17 protein-coding genes are annotated in these 17958 nt (G+C 70.9%); 14 read left to right on the top strand and 3 right to left on the bottom strand.

The features are described 5' to 3' along the window. Positions 1 to 11 precede the first annotated feature (11 nt). From BJ969_RS07540 to BJ969_RS07585, 10 genes are all read left to right on the top strand, one after another. The gene (locus BJ969_RS07540) at positions 12 to 764 is read left to right on the top strand and encodes a YebC/PmpR family DNA-binding transcriptional regulator (protein ID WP_184478103.1); all 753 of its coding nucleotides are present in this window, start codon (positions 12 to 14) and stop codon (positions 762 to 764) included. Between the two features lie 436 nt (positions 765 to 1200). Next, a complete protein-coding gene (locus tag BJ969_RS07545; RefSeq protein ID WP_184478104.1) occupies positions 1201 to 1707 on the top strand; it encodes a DUF4262 domain-containing protein in 507 nt (168 codons plus the stop codon). Between the two features lie 227 nt (positions 1708 to 1934). After that, positions 1935 to 2522, top strand: coding sequence for a crossover junction endodeoxyribonuclease RuvC (gene ruvC, locus BJ969_RS07550; protein WP_184478105.1), 588 nt, complete (start codon positions 1935 to 1937; stop codon positions 2520 to 2522). Then, the gene (gene ruvA / locus BJ969_RS07555; protein ID WP_184478106.1) at positions 2519 to 3121 is read left to right on the top strand and encodes a Holliday junction branch migration protein RuvA; all 603 of its coding nucleotides are present in this window, start codon (positions 2519 to 2521) and stop codon (positions 3119 to 3121) included. The genes ruvC and ruvA overlap by 4 nt, the downstream gene beginning before the upstream one ends. Continuing rightward, positions 3118 to 4212: a Holliday junction branch migration DNA helicase RuvB gene (gene ruvB / locus BJ969_RS07560; protein WP_246456711.1), complete on the top strand. Its 1095-nt coding sequence runs from the start codon at positions 3118 to 3120 to the stop codon at positions 4210 to 4212. Before ruvA ends, ruvB begins: the two co-directional genes overlap by 4 nt. Positions 4213 to 4433: 221 nt before the next feature. Next, a complete protein-coding gene (yajC, locus tag BJ969_RS07565) occupies positions 4434 to 4859 on the top strand; it encodes a preprotein translocase subunit YajC (RefSeq protein WP_184478107.1) in 426 nt (141 codons plus the stop codon). A 560-nt stretch (positions 4860 to 5419) separates the two neighbouring features. After that, a complete protein-coding gene (gene secD / locus BJ969_RS07570) occupies positions 5420 to 7012 on the top strand; it encodes a protein translocase subunit SecD (RefSeq protein WP_184478108.1) in 1593 nt (530 codons plus the stop codon). 2 nt (positions 7013 to 7014) lie between these two features. Continuing rightward, on the top strand, positions 7015 to 8241 hold the full coding sequence (gene secF / locus BJ969_RS07575) for a protein translocase subunit SecF (protein ID WP_184478109.1): 1227 nt from the start codon (positions 7015 to 7017) through the stop codon (positions 8239 to 8241). Continuing rightward, positions 8241 to 8786, top strand: a complete 546-nt coding sequence (locus BJ969_RS07580; protein WP_184478110.1) for an adenine phosphoribosyltransferase — start codon at positions 8241 to 8243, stop codon at positions 8784 to 8786. The genes secF and BJ969_RS07580 overlap by 1 nt, the downstream gene beginning before the upstream one ends. 187 nt (positions 8787 to 8973) lie before the next feature. Continuing rightward, a complete protein-coding gene (locus BJ969_RS07585) occupies positions 8974 to 11283 on the top strand; it encodes a RelA/SpoT family protein (RefSeq protein ID WP_184478111.1) in 2310 nt (769 codons plus the stop codon). 321 nt (positions 11284 to 11604) lie between these two features. On the opposite strand, the gene BJ969_RS07590 is transcribed toward BJ969_RS07585, so the two are convergent. Together BJ969_RS07590 and BJ969_RS07595 are read right to left on the bottom strand one after the other, a co-directional pair. After that, positions 11605 to 12795: a cytochrome P450 gene (locus BJ969_RS07590; protein ID WP_343071288.1), complete on the bottom strand. Its 1191-nt coding sequence runs from the start codon at positions 12793 to 12795 to the stop codon at positions 11605 to 11607. A 137-nt stretch (positions 12796 to 12932) separates the two neighbouring features. Beyond that, entirely contained in the window at positions 12933 to 13703 is a 771-nt protein-coding gene (locus BJ969_RS07595; RefSeq protein WP_184478112.1) for a peptidylprolyl isomerase, read from the bottom strand. A gap of 186 nt (positions 13704 to 13889) precedes the next feature. On the opposite strand from BJ969_RS07595, the gene BJ969_RS07600 reads away from it, so the two are divergent. The 3 genes from BJ969_RS07600 to BJ969_RS07610 are packed head-to-tail and all read left to right on the top strand — an operon-like array spanning position 13890 to position 16531. Beyond that, on the top strand, positions 13890 to 14579 hold the full coding sequence (locus tag BJ969_RS07600; protein WP_184478113.1) for an MBL fold metallo-hydrolase: 690 nt from the start codon (positions 13890 to 13892) through the stop codon (positions 14577 to 14579). Positions 14580 to 14612: 33 nt separating this feature from the next. After that, on the top strand, positions 14613 to 15884 hold the full coding sequence (gene hisS / locus BJ969_RS07605) for a histidine--tRNA ligase (RefSeq protein ID WP_184478114.1): 1272 nt from the start codon (positions 14613 to 14615) through the stop codon (positions 15882 to 15884). Beyond that, a complete protein-coding gene (locus BJ969_RS07610) occupies positions 15881 to 16531 on the top strand; it encodes a hypothetical protein (RefSeq protein ID WP_184478115.1) in 651 nt (216 codons plus the stop codon). The genes hisS and BJ969_RS07610 overlap by 4 nt, the downstream gene beginning before the upstream one ends. On the opposite strand, the gene BJ969_RS07615 is transcribed toward BJ969_RS07610, so the two are convergent. Further along, complete coding sequence (locus BJ969_RS07615) at positions 16441 to 17412, bottom strand: DMT family transporter (RefSeq protein ID WP_184478116.1); 972 nt, start codon at positions 17410 to 17412, stop codon at positions 16441 to 16443. The genes BJ969_RS07610 and BJ969_RS07615 overlap by 91 nt on opposite strands. Positions 17413 to 17451: 39 nt before the next feature. On the opposite strand from BJ969_RS07615, the gene BJ969_RS07620 reads away from it, so the two are divergent. Continuing rightward, positions 17452 to 17952 carry a MarR family winged helix-turn-helix transcriptional regulator gene (locus BJ969_RS07620; RefSeq protein ID WP_184478117.1) on the top strand — a complete coding sequence of 167 codons (501 nt, stop codon included), beginning with the start codon at positions 17452 to 17454 and terminating at the stop codon, positions 17950 to 17952. Positions 17953 to 17958 lie beyond the last annotated feature (6 nt).

Raw genomic sequence — 17958 nt, forward strand, 5'->3', positions numbered from 1 at the left:
ACGGAGGAAAGATGAGCGGCCACTCCAAGTGGGCGACCACCAAGCACAAGAAGGCCGCCGTCGACGCCAAGCGCGGCAAGCTCTTCGCGAAGCTGATCAAGAACGTGGAGGTCGCGGCGCGCACCGGCGGGGGAGACCCGGACGGCAACCCGACGCTCTACGACGCCATGCAGAAGGCGCGCAAGAACTCGGTGCCGGTCGACAACATCGAACGGGCCCGCAAGCGCGGCGGCGGTGAAGAGGCGGGCGGCGCCGACTGGCAGACCCTGATGTACGAGGGCTACGGCCCGAACGGCGTCGCCGTGCTGGTCGAGTGCCTGACCGACAACAAGAACCGCGCGGCGGGCGAAGTCCGCACCGCGATGACCCGCAACGGCGGATCGATGGCCGACGCCGGATCGGTGTCCTACATGTTCTCCCGGCGCGGCGTGCTGATCGTGCCGAAGAACGGCCTGACCGAGGACGACGTGCTCGGCGCGGTCCTGGAAGCCGGTGCCGAAGAGGTCAACGACCTCGGCGAGAGCTTCGAAGTGCTGTGCGAGCCGACCGACCTGGTCGAAGTGCGCAAAGCGGTGCAGGCGGCCGAGATCGAGTACGACTCCTCGGAGCTCAGCTTCCTGGCCTCGGTCAACGTCCCGCTCGACGTCGAGGGCGCGCGCAAGGTCTTCAAGCTGATCGACGCGCTGGAGGACTGCGACGACGTGCAGAACGTCTACGCGAACTTCGACGCCTCAGACGAGGTCATGGCTGAACTCGACGCCTGAGTCGTTGCTCCGGCGTTCGGTTTGGCGTGGTGGTCGGGTGGCGGAACCTCAGCTTCCTTCTCGCTGCGGGATCTTTTTCCCGAGTGGCTCCGCCACGAGGGAAAAAGCCGTCCTCGCGAGAAGGAAGCTGAGAACCCGCGGGTGGTCGGCTTTTCGACGTGGGCTATGCGCTGACGCGCATACAGGCACGGCCTCCGGCCGCAGGGCAGGCTTGGCTTCGCAGCCCACTGCACGGCTTCGCCGCGAGGCACGGCTACGCCGCCGAGCAGGCTTGCTTCGCCGCCCAAGGCACGGCTTCGCCGCTAGAGGCGCGGCCTTTGGCCGCGAGGCAGGCGTGGCTTCGGTTGTCGGGGGATCGGGTTCCTCGGTTGCGGGTGTTCGTGCTGGGGGGAGTCCTGGTGTCGGGGGTTCCCCCGTTCGGATGAGAATCGGCAGAATGGGGCTCGTGGCCGAGACGGAAGAGCAGTTGCGGCAGTGGTTGGTGAGCACCGCGGAGCGGCAAGGGGCCGCGGTGGTGCACGTGGCGGCGGACGAGGCCGGTGCCGCGTACGCGTTCTCCGTCGGGGCGTGGAGACGCTTCGGCAAGCCGGAGGTCGTGGTTATCGGCCTGCCCCGCGACGTGGCGCAGGCGGTGGTCGACACCTACGTCGCCCGCGCGTCCGCGGGGGAGCGCTTCACGCCCGGGCAGCTCTACGCCGGGTTCCTGGAAGGCTGCCCGGTCACGTTCGAACGGGTGGCCACGCGGCACTTCCCGGAGTTCCTGGGCAGCGCGTTCGCCGTCTACCAAGGCGCGACCTTCCCCGCCCTGCAGCTGATCGTGTCCGCGCCGGACGGCACCTTCCCGTGGCAGCCGGACGCGCCGGGCGGCTTCGCCGAGTACCAGCCGGTGCTCACCGACAGCGGCGCTCCGGAGTACTGGACGCCCGGCGTCGACGGCCCCTGAGCGTCCGGAGGGGGCGGTGCGGCGCGGACCGCGCGGACGGGTGATCATCGGGTGTGTCGTACGGGGGGACCGGCGCGGTCGGCGCGTAAGGTGTCGAACGGGTGTTCCCGCCTCGTCTGAGGGGGCGGGCCCGTCGCGCGGACGACTCCGAACGCGGATGATCGACCCCCGATGATCCTGAGCCTGATGATCCCGACCCCGATGTTCGAAGTGCCGAGGAGGAAGTCGTGCGTGTGCTGGGAGTCGACCCGGGGCTGACCCGCTGCGGGATCGGCGTGGTCGACGGCGGGCGGAACCGGCACATCTCCTGCGTGGCGGTCGGTGTCGTGCGCACCCCGCCCGGCGACGAGCTCCCGATGCGGCTCAAAGCCGTCGCCGACGCCGTCGAGCAGTGGATGGACGCCCACCAGCCCGAGGTGGTGGCCATCGAACGCGTCTTCAGCCAGCACAACGTGCGCTCCGTGATGGGCACCGCGCAGGCCTCCGGAGTGGTGGCGCTCGCCGCCGCCCGCCGCGGACTGCCCGTCGCGTTCCACACGCCCAGCGAGGTCAAGGCCGCCATCAGCGGCTCGGGCCGGGCCGACAAGCGCCAGGTGACGCTCATGGTCACCAAGGTCCTCGGGCTCAGCGAGGCGCCGCGGCCCGCCGACGCCGCCGACGCGCTCGCGCTGGCCGTCTGCCACCTGTGGCGGGCGCCGATGACCTCCCGGCTGGCCGCGGCGGAGGCCAAGGCCGCCGAACTCGCCAAGGCGCACCGTCAACGGCTGCGGGACGCCCGGCGTTCCTCGGCAGGCAGAGGAGACCCCACACGATGATCGCTTCGGTACGCGGCCCGGTGCTCTCGATCGGGCTGGATCACGCCGTGGTCGACGTCGGCGGCCTCGGCTACGCCGTGCACGCCACCCCGGCCACGCTCGCCGGGCTGCGCCGCGGTGAGGAAGCGCTGCTCGCGACGACGCTGATCGTCCGGGAGGACTCGCTCACCCTCTACGGCTTCGCCGACGCGGAGGCGCGGGACCTGTTCGTCCTGCTGCAGACCGCCTCCGGCGTCGGGCCCAGGCTGGCGTTGGCGACGCTGGCGGTGCTCTCGCCGGACCAGCTCTGCCACGCGCTCGCCGACGGGAACCTGACGACGCTCACCCAGGTGCCGGGCATCGGGAAGAAGAGCGCGGAACGGCTGATCCTGGAACTGCGCGACAAGGTCGGCACGCTCGCCGGCAGCGGTTCCGGTGTCCAGGCGGGCGCGCCCGACCGCGGGCGGGTCCGCTCCGAGGTCGCCGAAGCGCTGGTGGGCCTCGGCTTCTCCGCGAAGCAGGCCGACCAGAGCGTGGAGGCGGTGCTCTCCGCCGACGGCGCCCCCGCCGACACCTCGGCGGTGCTGCGCAAGGCGCTCGCCACGCTGGGGCCGCGATGAGCGACGCGTCCTTCGACGACGAGTCCGTCGACGACGAACCCCTGCCCGGAGCGCTGCCGGGTGAGGGACCGCTGGACCCGCAGCAGGAACCGGCCGAGCAGGACGTCGAGAGCACGCTGCGCCCGCGCAGGCTCGCCGAGTTCGTCGGCCAGCCCCGGGTGCGCGAACAGCTGCAACTGGTGCTGCACGGCGCGCTCAACCGCCGGGAACAGCCCGACCACGTGCTGTTCTCCGGGCCGCCCGGCCTCGGCAAGACCAGCCTCGCGATGATCATGGCGGCGGAGCTCGGCGCGGCGATCCGGGTGACCTCGGGCCCCGCGCTGGAACGGCCCGGCGACCTCGCGGCGATGCTGTCCAACCTCGCCGAGGGCGATGTGCTGTTCATCGACGAGATCCACCGCATCGCTCGGCCCGCCGAGGAGATGCTCTACCTGGCGATGGAGGACTACCGCGTCGACGTCGTCGTCGGCAAAGGTCCCGGCGCCACCAGCATTCCGCTGGAGATCGCCCCGTTCACGCTGGTCGGCGCCACCACCCGCTCCGGCACGCTCACCGGCCCGCTGCGGGACCGGTTCGGCTTCACCGCGCACATGGAGTTCTACACGCCGGACGAGCTGGAACTGGTGGTGCGCCGCTCCGCCGGGATCCTCGGCGTGGACCTGCGCCCGGACGGCGCCACCGAGATCGCCCGCCGCTCGCGCGGCACCCCCCGGATCGCCAACCGCCTGCTGCGCCGGGTCCGCGACTACGCGGAGGTGCGCGCCGACGGAGCGGTGACCCTGGAGGTGGCGCGAGCCGCGCTGGAGGTCTACGACGTGGACGAGTTCGGCCTGGACCGGCTCGACCGCGCGGTGCTGTCCGCCCTGGTCAGGTCCTTCCACGGCGGTCCGGTGGGCGTAACCACCCTCGCCGTGGCCGTGGGGGAGGAACCGACCACGGTCGAGGAGGTCTGCGAGCCGTACCTGGTCCGCGCGGGCATGCTCGCCCGCACCTCCCGCGGGCGCGTCGCGACCGTCGCGGCCTGGCAGCACGTCGGGCTCACCCCGCCCCCGCACGCCCCCGGCGAGTCCCAGGCGGCCCTGTTCGAGTAGTCCGTCGGGGCTTGTGAGTCCGGGCACTCCGCTAGCGATAGGCTGCGCCGCGTTGACGGCCCCGGTGGCCTCGCCGGAGATCGGTTCGGCCCCTCGCGGTCGGCGGGCGGCGCAGGGCCCATCGACATGGCTGGCACACTGGAAGCGCTATATCCGAACAATTCGGGCGCCCCCGGCTGGTGGCCAGGGCCGTCCCCACGGCATCCGCCGAACGGAGCATTATGTCTTTGGAATCCTTGTTCCTGCCCCTGCTGATCGTGCTGCTCGCCGTGCCGATGTTCCTGCAGGCGCGCAAGCAGAAGCGGGCCATGCAGGAGCAGCAGAAGCTGCAGAACTCGCTCGAGGCGGGTGACCGGGTGATGACGACCTCCGGCCTGTTCGGCACCGTCGTGTCGAGCACGGACGACAGCATCGACCTGGAGATCGCGCCGGGCGTCGTCACCACCTGGGTGCGCGCCGCGGTCCGCGAAAAGGTCGTCACCGACGCCGAGGACACCGCGACCACCGAGGACGCCGAGACCGAGCGGGACGAGGCTTCGGTCGCGGAGAAGACCGAGGTCAAGGACGAGAAGGACACCACCGAGGTGCCCGCCTCCGAGTCCACCGCCGAGGTCGCCGAGCCGATCGAGAAGCAGAAGACCAGCTGAACCGGAACGGCCGGTGACCGCACCGGCCGCCCGCCGCGCTCCCGGTGACCGACAGGTGCCGGGTTTCGGCCGGAGCCGTCGAGTCGCCGCCGTGGTGGCGGCGACTCCGGCTCCCGCCTGTTCCGGCGCCGATTCGCGGAATTCACGCGGTGAAGTCGGAGTCGCCGGAAAATCGAGATCTCATCGATGCGAATTTTCGGTGTCGCTGCCGAATTTGCTCCGTCCCGCTCGTTGAGACGTGGCGTGTTTACGAACCGCGAGGTGCCTGGCCCGGCCCGCTCGCGCCGCTCGTCCGCTCTGCCCGTTGCGGGCGGTATTCGCAGATCGCAGCCTTGCGGGCCCGCCCCTCGCGACCCCGGTCAGGGCTCACCTGGCAGACTGGAAGCGGGCTTTCCTAGATCGTCCGGCGTGCTCGTGCTGTTCGGGCGCGTACTGTGATCAACGGTCGTTCCGGCCTTCCGGCGTGACCGATCATCCGGGGCATCAGATCGCGGGCGCTTCGCCCTGCGCATCCGGTGTTCCGACCGATTCGTAGACCGTGGACAGGAGACCGACGCACCGTGGCACCTCCGGCCGGGCAGATCCGCCCAGGGCGTTACCTCGCGATCTTCGCGCTGATCGTCGTGGCGCTGTATGGACTGGTGTTCCTCACCGGCGATCAGAAGCCCCACCCGAAGCTGGGCATCGACCTGCAGGGCGGCACCAGGGTGACGCTCACCGCGCGCACCCCGAACGGGGAGCCGCCGCCGCAGGAATCGCTGAACCAAGCGCGGCAGATCATCGAGACCCGCGTCAACGGCATGGGCATCAGCGGTTCCGAGGTCAACCTCGACGGCTCCAACCTGGTGATCACCGTGCCCGGCGAGGGCGGTGACCAGGCCAAGCAGCTCGGTCAGACCGCGGAACTGGAGTTCCGCAAGGTCGTGCCGAACATGGTGGCGCCCGTGCAGGCGCCGCCTCCGCCGGGACAGCCGTCCGGGACGGCCCCGCAGGCCGCGCACGCCCAGCAGCCGCCCTCGCAGGCGGACCCGGAAGCGCAGCGGGCGGCGATCGACGAGGCGAAGAAGACCCGCCAGAGCACCGACCCGAACGTGCAGATGCAGGCCTTGCAGGCCCTGGACTGCAACGCGGAGGACCCGCTGCGCGGCAACGCCGACCCGAAGCTGCCGCTGGTCGCCTGCGACCAGGAGAAGACGCAGAAGTTGGTGCTGGAGCCGGTGTTCATGCCGGGCACCGACATCGCCAACGCGGCGGCCATGCCGCCGAACGAGCAGAACCCCGGCTGGACGGTGAACCTGGAGTTCACCGGTGAAGGCGGCAAGCGCTGGGCGGACTTCACCTCGGCGAACGTCGGGCAGCAAGCCGCGTTCGTGCTCGACGGCGAGGTCGTGTCCGCGCCCCGGATCAACGAAGCACTGCTCGGCGGCAGCGCCAACATCAACGGCGACTTCAACCAGCAGACCGCCACCGACCTGGCGGACGTGCTCAAGTACGGCTCGCTGCCGCTGGCGTTCGACCAGTCCGAAGCCGAGACGGTCTCCGCGACGGCGGGCGTCGCTTCGATGGAAGCGGGCCTCATCGCGGGCGGCATCGGCCTGATCCTCGTCGCGGCGTACTGCCTGGCCTACTACCGGCTGCTCGGCGTGCTCACCGTGCTCTCGCTGGTGCTCTCCGGTGGCGTCGTCTACGGCGTGCTGGTGCTGCTCGGCAGGTGGATCGGCTTCACCCTCGACCTCGCGGGCATCGCCGGTTTCATCGTCGCCATCGGCATCACCGCCGACTCGTTCATCGTGTTCTTCGAACGCCTCAAGGACGAGATCCGGGAAGGCCGGACCTTCCGGTCCGCGGTGCCCAGGGCGTGGATCCGGGCGCGGCGCACCATCTTGTCCGCCGACGCGGTGAGCTTCCTGGCCGCCGCCGTGCTCTACGTGCTCGCGGTGGGCCAGGTGAAGGGCTTCGCGTTCACCCTCGGCATGTCCACGGTGCTCGACCTCGTCGTGGTGTTCCTGGTGACGCACCCGCTGGTGGCGCTGGCATCGAAGAACAAGTTCCTGTCCAAGCCCTCGGTGTCCGGGCTCGGCTCGGTGCAGCGCCTCGCCGCTGAGCAGCGGTCCGCGCGCCGCCGGGGAGCTTCCACCGCGAAGGAGGCCTGACGGTGGCCACGCAGAGCACCGCCGATGACGGCGGCACCCGGCGCACGAGCGTCTTCGAACGCCTCTACATCGGCAACGGCGCGTTCGACATCGTCGGCAAGCGCCTCCGCTGGTACGTCTCGCTGGGCCTGCTGGTCCTGGTGTGCATCGCCGGGATGGGCATCAAGGGCTTCAACCTGGGCATCGACTTCGAAGGCGGCACCAAGCTCCAGGTGCCCGCGGTCGGAGCGCAGGGGCCGATCAGCACGGACCAGGTCCAGGACGCGTTCCAGGACGCGCTCGGGCACCGCGCCGAAACGGTGCAGCTCGTGGGCACCGCGGGCAACCAGACCATCCAGGTCCGGACCGAATCGCTGACGCCGGCGCAGGTCTCCGACGTCAAGGAGACCCTGTTCGACCAGCTCAAGCCGCTGGGGACCGACGGGCAGCCCAGCCCGGCCGCGGTCAGCGACAGCGCCGTCAGCGGTACCTGGGGCGGCGAGATCACCCAGCAGGCTCTGCTGGCGCTCGGCGTGTTCCTCGTGCTGGTGACGGTGTTCCTGGCCTTCTACTTCGAGAAGTGGATGGCGGTCGCCGCGCTCATCGCGCTGCTGCACGACGTGGTCGTCACGGCCGGGCTGTACGCGCTGATCGGGTTCGAGGTCACGCCGAGCACGGTGATCGGCCTGCTCACGATCCTCGGGTTCTCGCTCTACGACACGGTCGTGGTGTTCGACAAGGTCAAGGAGAACACCCGCGGCCTGCTCGGCCTGACCAGGCGCACCTATCCGGAGGCCGCGAACCTGGCGGTGAACCAGACGCTGATGCGCTCCATCAACACCTCGGTGATCGCGCTGCTGCCGGTGGCCGGTCTGCTCGTGGTGGGTGCGTGGCTGCTCGGCGTGGGCGTGCTGCGCGACCTGGCCCTGGTGCAGCTGGTCGGCATGATCGCCGGTGTCGTGTCGTCGATCTTCCTGGCCACGCCGCTGCTGGTGGACTTCAAGATGCGCGACCGCAAGTACCAGCAGCAGGCCGCGAAGGTGCGCCAGCGCCGGGCGAAGGCCGCGGCGAAGGAGGCGGGCGAGCCCGTCCCCGACGAGCCGCAGCAGGACGCTCCGGAGCGGGAACTGGCCGGCGCGTCCTCGGTGACGAGCGTTCCGGTCGGCAAGAAGTCCGGGGAGCCGGGGCCGCAGTCCCGCCGCCGCCCGGCGGGCAAGTCGAGCCGTCCTACCGGGAAGAAGCGTCGCTGATGGCGGATTCCGACGTGGTGCGGGTGATTCATCCCACCTTGAGCAAGGCGTCGCGGTTGATCCGGGAGGTCCCGGACTTCCCGGAACCGGGTGTGCTGTTCCGCGACATCAGTCCGCTGCTGGCCGACGGCGAGGCGCTCTCGACGGTCGTCACCGCGCTCGGTGAAGGCCACGAGTTCGACGTCGTCGCCGGGGTCGAAGCACGCGGTTTCCTCGTCGGCGCGGCCGTCGCGCAGGCCTACGGCACCGGTGTCGTGGGCTTGCGCAAACCGGGCAAACTGCCGGAGGTGGCCGACCGCATCGACTACGCGCTGGAGTACGGAACGGCAAGCCTGGAGCTCGCCGCCGACACCATCAGCGCTGGTCAGCGCGTTCTGGTCGTCGACGACGTGTTGGCGACCGGCGGCACCCTCAACGCCGCGTGCGAACTGCTCGGGCGAGCGGGCGCGAAGGTCTCGGCCGCGGCGGTGGTGCTGGAGCTGACGGCGCTGGGCGGCCGGGACCGGGTGCTCGGCGCGGACGTGCACGCGCTGCTGGCGGTGTGACGATCTTCAGCGAAGCTGATCGGCTCCGGTGAAGTGTTGACGTCGCCTCAAAGCTGAGAGTGACCGTTCAACGTTTCGGGGGACGGCCGGGGAGGGGCGGTAGCCCGAACGGCGTTATTCTCGATGCCCGGGTCGTGACCACCTCAGGATCCGGGTGCAACGTCCCCTCCATGCCCGGGAGCGAGCGGTGAGCCAAGACGTCGAGTCTCCTGTCTCAGCAACCGAGCAGGTGCGTCCCGCCTCGGCTACCAGGCGGGTACGTGCCCGCTTGGCCAGACGGATCACGGCGCAGCGCGCCGCGGAGGTCAAGCAAGTGCTGGAGCCGCTGGCAGCGGTGCACCGCGAACTGCATCCGCACGCCGACCTGGCACTGCTGCAGCACGCCTACGACGTCGCCGAGGACAAGCACAGCCACCAGCGCCGCAAATCGGGTGATCCCTACATCACCCATCCGCTGGCGGTCGCCACCATCCTGGGTGAACTGGGGATGGACACCACGACGCTGGTGGCGGCGCTGCTGCACGACACGGTCGAGGACACCGACTACTCGGTGGAGCGGCTCAGCGCGGACTTCGGCGACGAGATCTCGCACCTCGTGGACGGCGTCACCAAGCTCGACAAGGTGAAGCTGGGCGCGGCGGCCGAAGCCGAGACCATCCGCAAGATGATCATCGCGATGGCCCGCGACCCGCGCGTCCTGGTGATCAAGCTGGCCGACCGGCTGCACAACATGCGCACGATGCGCTTCCTGCCGCCGGAGAAGCAGGCCCGCAAGGCCCGCGAAACCCTCGAAGTGCTGGCCCCGCTGGCGCACCGGCTGGGCATGGCCACCATCAAGTGGGAGCTGGAGGATCTGGCGTTCGCCATCCTGCAGCCCAAGAAGTACGACGAGATCGTGCGCCTGGTCGCCAACCGCGCCCCCTCCCGCGACACCTACCTGCGCACCGTCACCGACGAGCTCTCCGCCCAGCTCGGGACCGCGCGGCTCGCCGCGAAGGTCGAAGGCCGCCCCAAGCACTACTACTCGATCCACCAGAAGATGATCGTCCGGGGCCGCGACTTCGACGACATCCACGACCTGGTCGGCGTGCGGATCCTCGTCGACGAGGTGCGCGACTGCTACGCCGCGATGGGCGTGGTGCACGCGCTGTGGCAGCCGATGCCGGGCCGGTTCAAGGACTACATCGCCCAACCCCGCTTCGGCGTCTACCAATCGCTGCACACCACGGTGATCGGCCCCGAAGGCAAGCCGCTGGAAGTGCAGATCCGCACCAGCGAGATGCACCGCACCGCCGAGTACGGCATCGCCGCGCACTGGCGCTACAAGGAGACCAAGGGCCGCAACGGCAGCGGCGGCCAATCGGCCGTCGAAGTCGACGACATGGCCTGGATGCGCCAGCTGCTGGACTGGCAGCGGGAAGCCGCCGACCCCGGCGAATTCCTGGAATCGCTGCGCTACGACCTCGCCACCCGCGAGATCTTCGTGTTCACCCCCAAGGGCGACGTGATCACGCTGCCGTCCGGGTCGACGCCGGTGGACTTCGCCTACGCGGTGCACACCGAGGTCGGGCACCGCTGCATCGGCTCCCGCGTCAACGGCCGCCTGGTCGCCCTGGAGCGGAAGCTGGAGAACGGCGAAGTCGTCGAGATCTTCACCTCCAAAGCCGAAGGCTCCGGGCCGAGCCGGGACTGGCTGTCGTTCGTCGCCTCCCCGCGCGCCAAGGCGAAGATCAAGCAGTGGTTCGCGAAGGAACGCCGCGAAGAGGCCATCGACAGCGGCAAGGAAGCCATCACCAAGGAGATCCGCAGGCTCGGCCTGCCGGTGCAGCGCCTCGTCACCGCCGACTCCATCGCGGCCGTCGCCCGCGAACTGCACTACGTCGACGTCACCGCGCTGTACGCGGCGGTGGGGGAGCGGCAGGTCTCCGCGCACCACCTCGTGCAGCGGCTCGTCGCGCTCATCGGCGGCGTCGAACAGGCCGAAGACGAGATCGCCGAACGCTCCACCCCGTCGACCGTGCAGCAGCGGCGCCGCAGCACCGGCGACTCCGGCGTGGTCGTCAAGGACGCCGGCGACGTGTGGTCCAAGCTCGCCCGCTGCTGCACCCCGGTGCCCGGCGACGAGATCCTCGGATTCGTCACCCGCGGCGGCGGCGTCAGCGTGCACCGCACCGACTGCACCAACGCCGACGACCTGCGCAAATCCCCGGAACGGCTGGTCGAGGTGTACTGGGCGCCGTCGGCGTCCTCGGTGTTCCTCGTCGCCATCCAAGTGGAAGCGCTCGACCGGCACCGGCTGCTCTCCGACGTCACGAAGGTGCTCGCGGACGAGAGGGTGAACATCCTGTCGGCGTCGGTGACCACGTCGAAGGACCGGGTGGCGGTGAGCCGGTTCTCCTTCGAGATGGGCGACCCGAAGCACCTCGGCCACGTCCTCAAGGCAGTACGCAACATCGAAGGCGTCTACGACGTGTACAGGGTTACGTCTGCGGCGTGACCGGGCCCGCCCGGTCGTTTTGGCTTGGGTGTCCGGGTAGCGGAACCTCAGCGGCTTCCTCGCTGCGGGATCTTTTTCCCGAGTGGCTCCGCCACGAGGGAAAAAGCTGTCCTCGCGAGGAAGCCGCTGAGAACCCGCCGGTGGTCGGCTTTGGGACGTGGGCTATTCGCTGCGCGAATACAGGCACGGCCTTCGGCCGCCGGGCAGACTTCGCTTCGCTCGTCCAAGGCACGGCTTCGCCGCGAGGCACGGCTTCGCCGCGAGGCTGCTGGGGTTGTTGTGGGGTGGGTGTTCCGTCTGGGCAGGTGCCCGTGGCCGCGCTCAGGTTGTGATGTTTATTCGGGTGTAGCCGCGGATGGTGAAGGACGGGCCTCGTGGTGGCGGGGTGGGGAGCTCGTAGTGCGGGAGGCGTGCGGCTAGCGCTGCTAGGACGAGGCCGATCTCCAGGCGGGCAAGTGGGGCGCCTAGGCAGTAGTGGGTGCCGACGCCCAGCGCCAGGTGCGGGTTGGGGGCTCGGGTCAGGTCCAGGGCGTCCGGGGTGGTGAACGCCGCCGGGTCGCGGTTGGCCGCGCCGAGCAGCACCACGACCTTCTCGCCCACCTCGATCCGGTGCCCGCCCAGCTCCAGGTCTCGCACGGCGGTCCGCTCGAACAGCTGGTTCGGGGTGTCGTGGCGCAGCAGCTCGTCCACCGCGGTGAGCAGCGCCGGCTCGTCCTCGCGCAGCCGGCGCAGGTACCGCCACTGCTCGGGGTGCTCGTGCAGCGCCACCACGGCGTTGCCGATGCCGTTGACGCTCGCCTCGTGCCCGGCCATCAGCAGCAGCACGTAGTTCGCGATGAGCTCGTCCCCGCTCAGGTCGCCGGAACCGTCGGCCAGGGAGCTCAGCAGGTCGTCACCGGGGCGGCGGCGCCGGAGGTCGGCCAGGTCGGCGACGTAGCCGCGGAACTCGCTCGCGGCCTGTTCGGCGTCCCTGCGGGCGGGCTCGTCGAGCTCGGGCTCGTACATCCGCACGATGCGGTTCGACCAGGACCGCAGCAGCGGCCCGTCCCGCAGCGGGAAGCCGAGCAGCGTCGCGATCACGTCCACCGGCAGCAAGCGGGCGAGCCCGGCCATGAGATCGGCCGCGCCGTGCGCCTCGATCCGCTCGCACAGCTCGTCCATGCGGCGCTCGACCAAGGCGGTGATCATCGGGCGCGTCGACTCGACGTGCCTGCGGTGGAACAACGGGGCGACGGCCGCGCGGAGCCGGTCGTGGTGCTGCTCGTTCTCCAGCATGCTCAGCCGGTGCAGCGCGTTGAACGACTCGAAGTCGGCGGCGGGCTCCCGATCGGTCCACACCCGCCGCAGATCCCGGTGCCGCAGCGCGGCCGAGCACAGCTCGTGGGACAGCACGACGTGCGCGCCCCAAGCCGGATACCAGTGCACGGCCGCGCGGGAGCGGAGCGCGTGGAAGACGGGGTACGGGGCGGCGACGAAATCCGGGTCGCCGGGATCCAGTGCGTCCGGCTCCACCTGCTCACCACCCCTCGATCATCGCGAGGGTAGGCCGTCAGCCGGTGCCTGCGGTAGCGGAGACGGGACCGGCCGGTGAGCACGAGGGCCGCGGGAATCCGGATCGGTTCCCGCGGCCCGTTCGCGTCGCAGCCGCGTCAGGCGACCGAGGCGGTGTTGATGTGCACCGGCAGCTTCGGCTTGCCATCGCCCTGACCGGTGTCGTCGCCCGCCGCGGCGACCTTGTCGACGACCTCCAGCCCCGGGTCGCCGACGGTGCCGAACACCGTGTACTTCGGCGGCAACTGGGAGTCGCCGTAGACGATGAAGAACTGGCTGCCGTTGGTGTCCGGCCCGGAGTTCGCCATCGCGAGCGTGCCCCGCGGGTAGGAGAGGCCGGGCTCGACCTCGTCCGGGAAGGAGTAGCCGGGGCCGCCGCTGCCGGTGGCGCTCGGGTCGCCGCACTGCAGCACCTGGAGGCCTTCGGTCGTGGTCAGCCGGTGGCAGTCGGTGTCGTCGAAGTACTTCGACCGCGCCAGGTGCGCGAAGTTGTTGGCCGCGCACGGCGCCTTCGCGTAGTCCAGCGTGACCGGGATGTCGCCTTGGTTGGTGCTCAGCGTGACCGGCTGGGACTGCGGTGCGTCCGGCCCCGGAGGCTGTGGTGGCTCGACCGGTTTCGCGGCGGGCTGCCCCGTCGTCGGTTCGTACGCGCAGGCCTGCTCGGCGGCAGGCGGCTGTTCCTGCGGGGCGGCGGTCGACTCGTCGCCGCTGTTGGTGAAGTAGACGACGCCCGCGACGGCCAGGATGACCACGGCCACCGTGGCGCCGATGGTGATCATCCGGCGACGCTTGGCCTGCTCGGCTCGACGCTCCAACTGGCGTTCGAGCTTGCGTTTGGCGGCCTGGCGACGTTGTTCGTTGCTCGGCACCTGCTCCCTCCCCGGGGGCTCCGACACGATCAGGACGCTTCGAGTTTATGGGCCGCCCTGTGCACCGGATCGACCAGACCATGCGGGACGATGTTCTAGGCTGAACAGGCCAAGGCCCCTGCCTGTCCGCGTGCTCGGCGCGCGGACGGCGGCGGAGTTCGTGTTCGACGACGAAAGGCGCGTTGCGTGCTGGTGCTCGGGTTCCCGGCCGGACCTCTGCAGGCGAACTGCTATCTGCTCGCCGCGGGCGAGGGCGCGGACTGCGTGATCATCGATCCGGGTCAGGAGGCCGCGGCGGCGCTCGACGAGCAGGTGCGCGACAACGGCCTGAACCCGGTGGCGGTGCTGCTCACGCACGGGCACTTCGACCACGTCTTCTCCGCGGGCGACGTGTGCCGCACCTACGACGTGCCCGCGTGGATCCACCCGGACGACCGGTACATGCTCACCGACCCGGCCGCGTCGATGGGACCGCAGGGCGCGGAGCTGTTCGCGGCGCTGCCGCCGCTGACCGCGCCCGCCGAGATCCGCGACCTCGCCGACGGCGAAGCGCTGGAGCTCGCCGGGCTGAGCCTGAGCGTCACCCACAGCCCCGGCCATACCGGCGGGTCGGTGCTGTTCGGCGTCGGCACGGACGAGGGCGGCCGGCTGCTGCTGGCCGGGGACACCTTGTTCGCCGGGGCCATCGGACGCACCGACCTGCCCGGCGGCGACCACCCGACGATGCTGCGCACCCTGCGCACCCGGGTGCTGCCGCTGGAGGACGACACGGTCGTCCTGCCGGGCCACGGACCCACGACCACCATCGGCCGCGAGCGCGCGAGCAACCCGTTCCTGCAGGACCTGGTTCCCGCGAGCGACGAAGCCGGCCGGTGACACCCCCAGCTTGAGGACAGCGAAGCACCCCTGATGAGCACCTTCACCGCCCCCAAGGGCATTCCCGAGTACTACCCGCCGGAGTCCGCCGGGTTCCTGGCCGTGCGCGAGACGCTCGCGGACGCGGCGCGCCGCGCCGGTTACGGCTACATCGAACTGCCGCTGTTCGAGGACACCTCGCTGTTCGCGCGCGGCGTCGGCGAATCCACCGACGTGGTCAGCAAGGAGATGTACACCTTCGCCGACCGCGGCGGCCGTTCCGTGACGCTGCGGCCCGAAGGCACGGCCGGCGTGATCCGGTCGGCCATCGAGCACGGCCTGGACCGCGGCCAGCTGCCGGTGAAGCTGCACTACAGCGGCGCGTTCTTCCGCTACGAGCGTCCGCAGGCCGGGCGCTACCGGCAGCTGCAGCAGGTCGGCGTGGAAGCGATCGGCGTGGACGACCCGGCGCTGGACGCCGAGGTCATCGCCATCGCCGACGAGGGCTACAAGCGGCTCGGCCTCACCGGCTACCGCATCGAGCTGACCTCCCTCGGCGACGACACCTGCCGCCCCGAGTACCGGGCGAAGCTGCAGGAGTTCCTCAGCGGCCTGCCGCTGGACGAGGCGACCCGGCAGCGCGCCGAGCTCAACCCGCTGCGAGTGCTCGACGACAAGCGCCCCGAGGTGCGGGAACTGGTCGCCGAGGCACCGCTGATGGTCGACCACCTCTCGGTCGCGGCCAAGGAGCACTACGAGCAGGTCAAGCAGCACCTGACCGACCTGGGCGTCGCGTTCACCGAGAACCCGCGGCTGGTGCGCGGGCTCGACTACTACACGAAGACGACGTTCGAGTTCGTCCACGACGGCCTCGGCGCACAGTCCGGCATCGGCGGCGGCGGCCGCTACGACGGGTTGATGGCGCAGCTCGGCGGCGCGGAGCTCTCCGGCGTCGGGTTCGGGCTGGGCGTGGACCGCACGCTGCTGGCCTGCCAGGCGGAGGGCATCGCGGTCGGCGACCAGGCGCGCTGCGACGTGTACTGCGTGCCGCTGGGCGAGTCCGCGAAGCGGCGGCTGGTGGCCACCGCAGGCGGGCTGCGGGCCGCCGGGGTGCGCGCCGACGTGGCCTACGGCGGCAAGGGCCTCAAGGGAGCCATGAAGGCCGCGGACCGCTCCGGCGCCCGGTTCGCGCTGGTGCTGGGCGAGCGCGACGTCGAAGCGGGCAGCGCGCAGCTCAAGGACCTCGCCAGCGGCGAGCAGCGCTCGGTGCCGCTGGACGCGCTCGTCGACCAGGTGAGCGCTGCCGTCGCGGAGACCGCCCGATGACCGAACCCGCGGGCAAGCCCGTCGAGACGGTCGACCTGGATCTGCTGGACCGGGCGACGGTGCGCAAGCGCGCCCGCAACGTGGTGATCGCCGGGTTGATCGTGGCCGCCGCCTTCGGCGGCATCGTCGGGCTCGTCGCGGGACCCCTCGGGTTCGCGGTGGGTTCGGCGGCGGTGGGGGTCCCGCTGCTGCTGCTCGCCTACGGCGAGTCCCGCAAGACCACCTGGCTGACCGGCAGCGAGGTCTCGGTGCGAGCGCTGGGCACCCGCATGGTCGACCTGCGCACCGCGGACCGGCTCGACGTGGTCATCACCGACGTGCGCGGGATGCGGACCGTGGGGTTGCTGGTCGCGGGCCCGCCGAAGGGCAAAGCGGTGACGGTCTCGCTGGCGATGTACGCGGGCACCGGTGGCCGCGAGCTCGGCGTGCTCGCGCTGCGGCGCATCGCGGACTCGCTGGCCTCGGTCGGCAGCACGCACGCGCTGGTGCTCTCCGAGCTCGTGGTCGCCCAGCTGCGCGCCGAGGCGCGCGGCGACGGCGCGGCGGCCCGCCCGCTCTACCGGCTGGCGTCGGCGGCTCCGCAGGGGCGGATGGCGCAGAAGCTGCACCCGCAGGCGGTGGCGGGTTTCGTCACGACCCTCGAGTGAGCTCCGCCGCCGGGCGCGGTGGTTTCAGCACGTCGACGGCCCGATGGCCGGCCGAGCGCGATGCCCGTCAGGACGAGCACGATCCCGCCGACCTGCTGGAGCGTCAGCGCCTCCGCGGCTACGACGGTGCCCAGGAGGACGCCGACCAGCGGGTTGAGCAAGCCGATGAGCCCCACCTGACCGGCCTTCAAGTGCCGCAGTCCGGTGAACCACGCGGCGAAGGCGATCGCGGTTCCGACGACGCTCACGAACGCGAAGCCCGCCACCGCCGCCGCGTCCAAGGCGGGTGGCGGGCCTTCGAGCAGCACGGCGAACGGCAGGAGCAGCAGGCCGCCCGCGATGAGCTGCCAGCAGGTCGAGGCGAGCACGGGGACCTGCCCACTCCACTTCTTGGCCAGCACGTAGCCCACCGATGAGATCGACATGGCCGCCAGGGAGGCGAGGGCACCCCGGAGGTCGATCGACTCCCCGCCGGTCAGCAGCATCGCGCAGACCCCCGCGATGCCCAGGACCGCGCCCCCTGCGGCGGCGGCGCCGGGGCGTTCGGAGAGCAGGGTCCAGGCGAGCGTCATCAGCACCACCGGGCTCATCGCCATGATCACCGCGGCCACGCTCGTGGGCAGCAGCTGGGCCGCCAAGTACACGAGGGTGAAGAACGCGCTCATGTTCAGCAGGCCGAGCAGGATCGACTTCCACCACCACGAACCGTGCGGCAGCGAGCGGCACGCGATCAGCAGCAGCAGCCCCGCCGGGAGCGCGCGCAGCACGGCCCCGTAGAGCGGGTGGCCGACCGGCAGGAACTCGCGGGTGACGAAGTAGGTGCCTCCCCACGCGACCGGAGCGATCGCGGTCAATGCCACCCATCGCCATGTAGCTTCCATGGAAGCTACTATAGCTTCCTGGGAAGCTACCCTGGGCTCATGAACCACTCGCCCGACCACGTCGCCCGCATCCAGGCCGAATGGGCCCGCGAACGCCCGGATCTCGACGTGTCCCCGCAACGCGTGCTCGGCAGGCTGCACCGCCTCGCGGCGCACCTCACCGAGGAACTGTGCGTGGTCTACCGGCGCCACGGGCTCAGCGAGGGCGAATTCGACGTGCTCGCCGCGCTGCGCCGCGCCGGAGAACCCTTCGAACGGGCACCCGGGGAGCTCGCCCGGTTCACGATGGTGACCACCGGGGCGATGACCAAACGGATCAGCCGCCTGGAGAACGCCGGCCTCGTCAAGCGCCGACCCGCCACCGACGACGGGCGCGGCCGGGTCGTCGTCCTCACGCGGGCGGGCCGGGAGCTGTTCGACCGAGCGTTCACCGATCACATGCGCAACGAGCACCGGCTCCTCGCTGCCATGACGCCCGCCGAGGCCGACCAGCTCGAAGCGCTGCTCGCCACCTGGCTGGCCCGCGTCGAAACGACCTGAGCGGGC

Source organism: Saccharopolyspora gloriosae (genome assembly GCF_014203325.1).
Taxonomy (GTDB): Bacteria; Actinomycetota; Actinomycetes; order Mycobacteriales; family Pseudonocardiaceae; genus Saccharopolyspora_C; species Saccharopolyspora_C gloriosae.

Bases quoted from the DNA above. Each gene is read 5' to 3' on its own strand.
- BJ969_RS07580 (WP_184478110.1), top strand. From the start codon at position 8,241: ATGGCGGATTCCGACGTGGTGCGGGTGATTCATCCCACCTTGAGCAAG.
- BJ969_RS07540 (WP_184478103.1), top strand. From the start codon at position 12: ATGAGCGGCCACTCCAAGTGGGCGACCACCAAGCACAAGAAGGCCGCC.
- BJ969_RS07545 (WP_184478104.1), top strand. From the start codon at position 1,201: ATGGGGCTCGTGGCCGAGACGGAAGAGCAGTTGCGGCAGTGGTTGGTG.
- hisS (WP_184478114.1), top strand. From the start codon at position 14,613: ATGAGCACCTTCACCGCCCCCAAGGGCATTCCCGAGTACTACCCGCCG.
- yajC (WP_184478107.1), top strand. From the start codon at position 4,434: ATGTCTTTGGAATCCTTGTTCCTGCCCCTGCTGATCGTGCTGCTCGCC.
- ruvA (WP_184478106.1), top strand. From the start codon at position 2,519: ATGATCGCTTCGGTACGCGGCCCGGTGCTCTCGATCGGGCTGGATCAC.
- BJ969_RS07610 (WP_184478115.1), top strand. From the start codon at position 15,881: ATGACCGAACCCGCGGGCAAGCCCGTCGAGACGGTCGACCTGGATCTG.
- ruvB (WP_246456711.1), top strand. From the start codon at position 3,118: ATGAGCGACGCGTCCTTCGACGACGAGTCCGTCGACGACGAACCCCTG.
- BJ969_RS07620 (WP_184478117.1), top strand. From the start codon at position 17,452: ATGAACCACTCGCCCGACCACGTCGCCCGCATCCAGGCCGAATGGGCC.
- BJ969_RS07615 (WP_184478116.1), bottom strand. From the start codon at position 17,412: ATGGAAGCTACATGGCGATGGGTGGCATTGACCGCGATCGCTCCGGTC.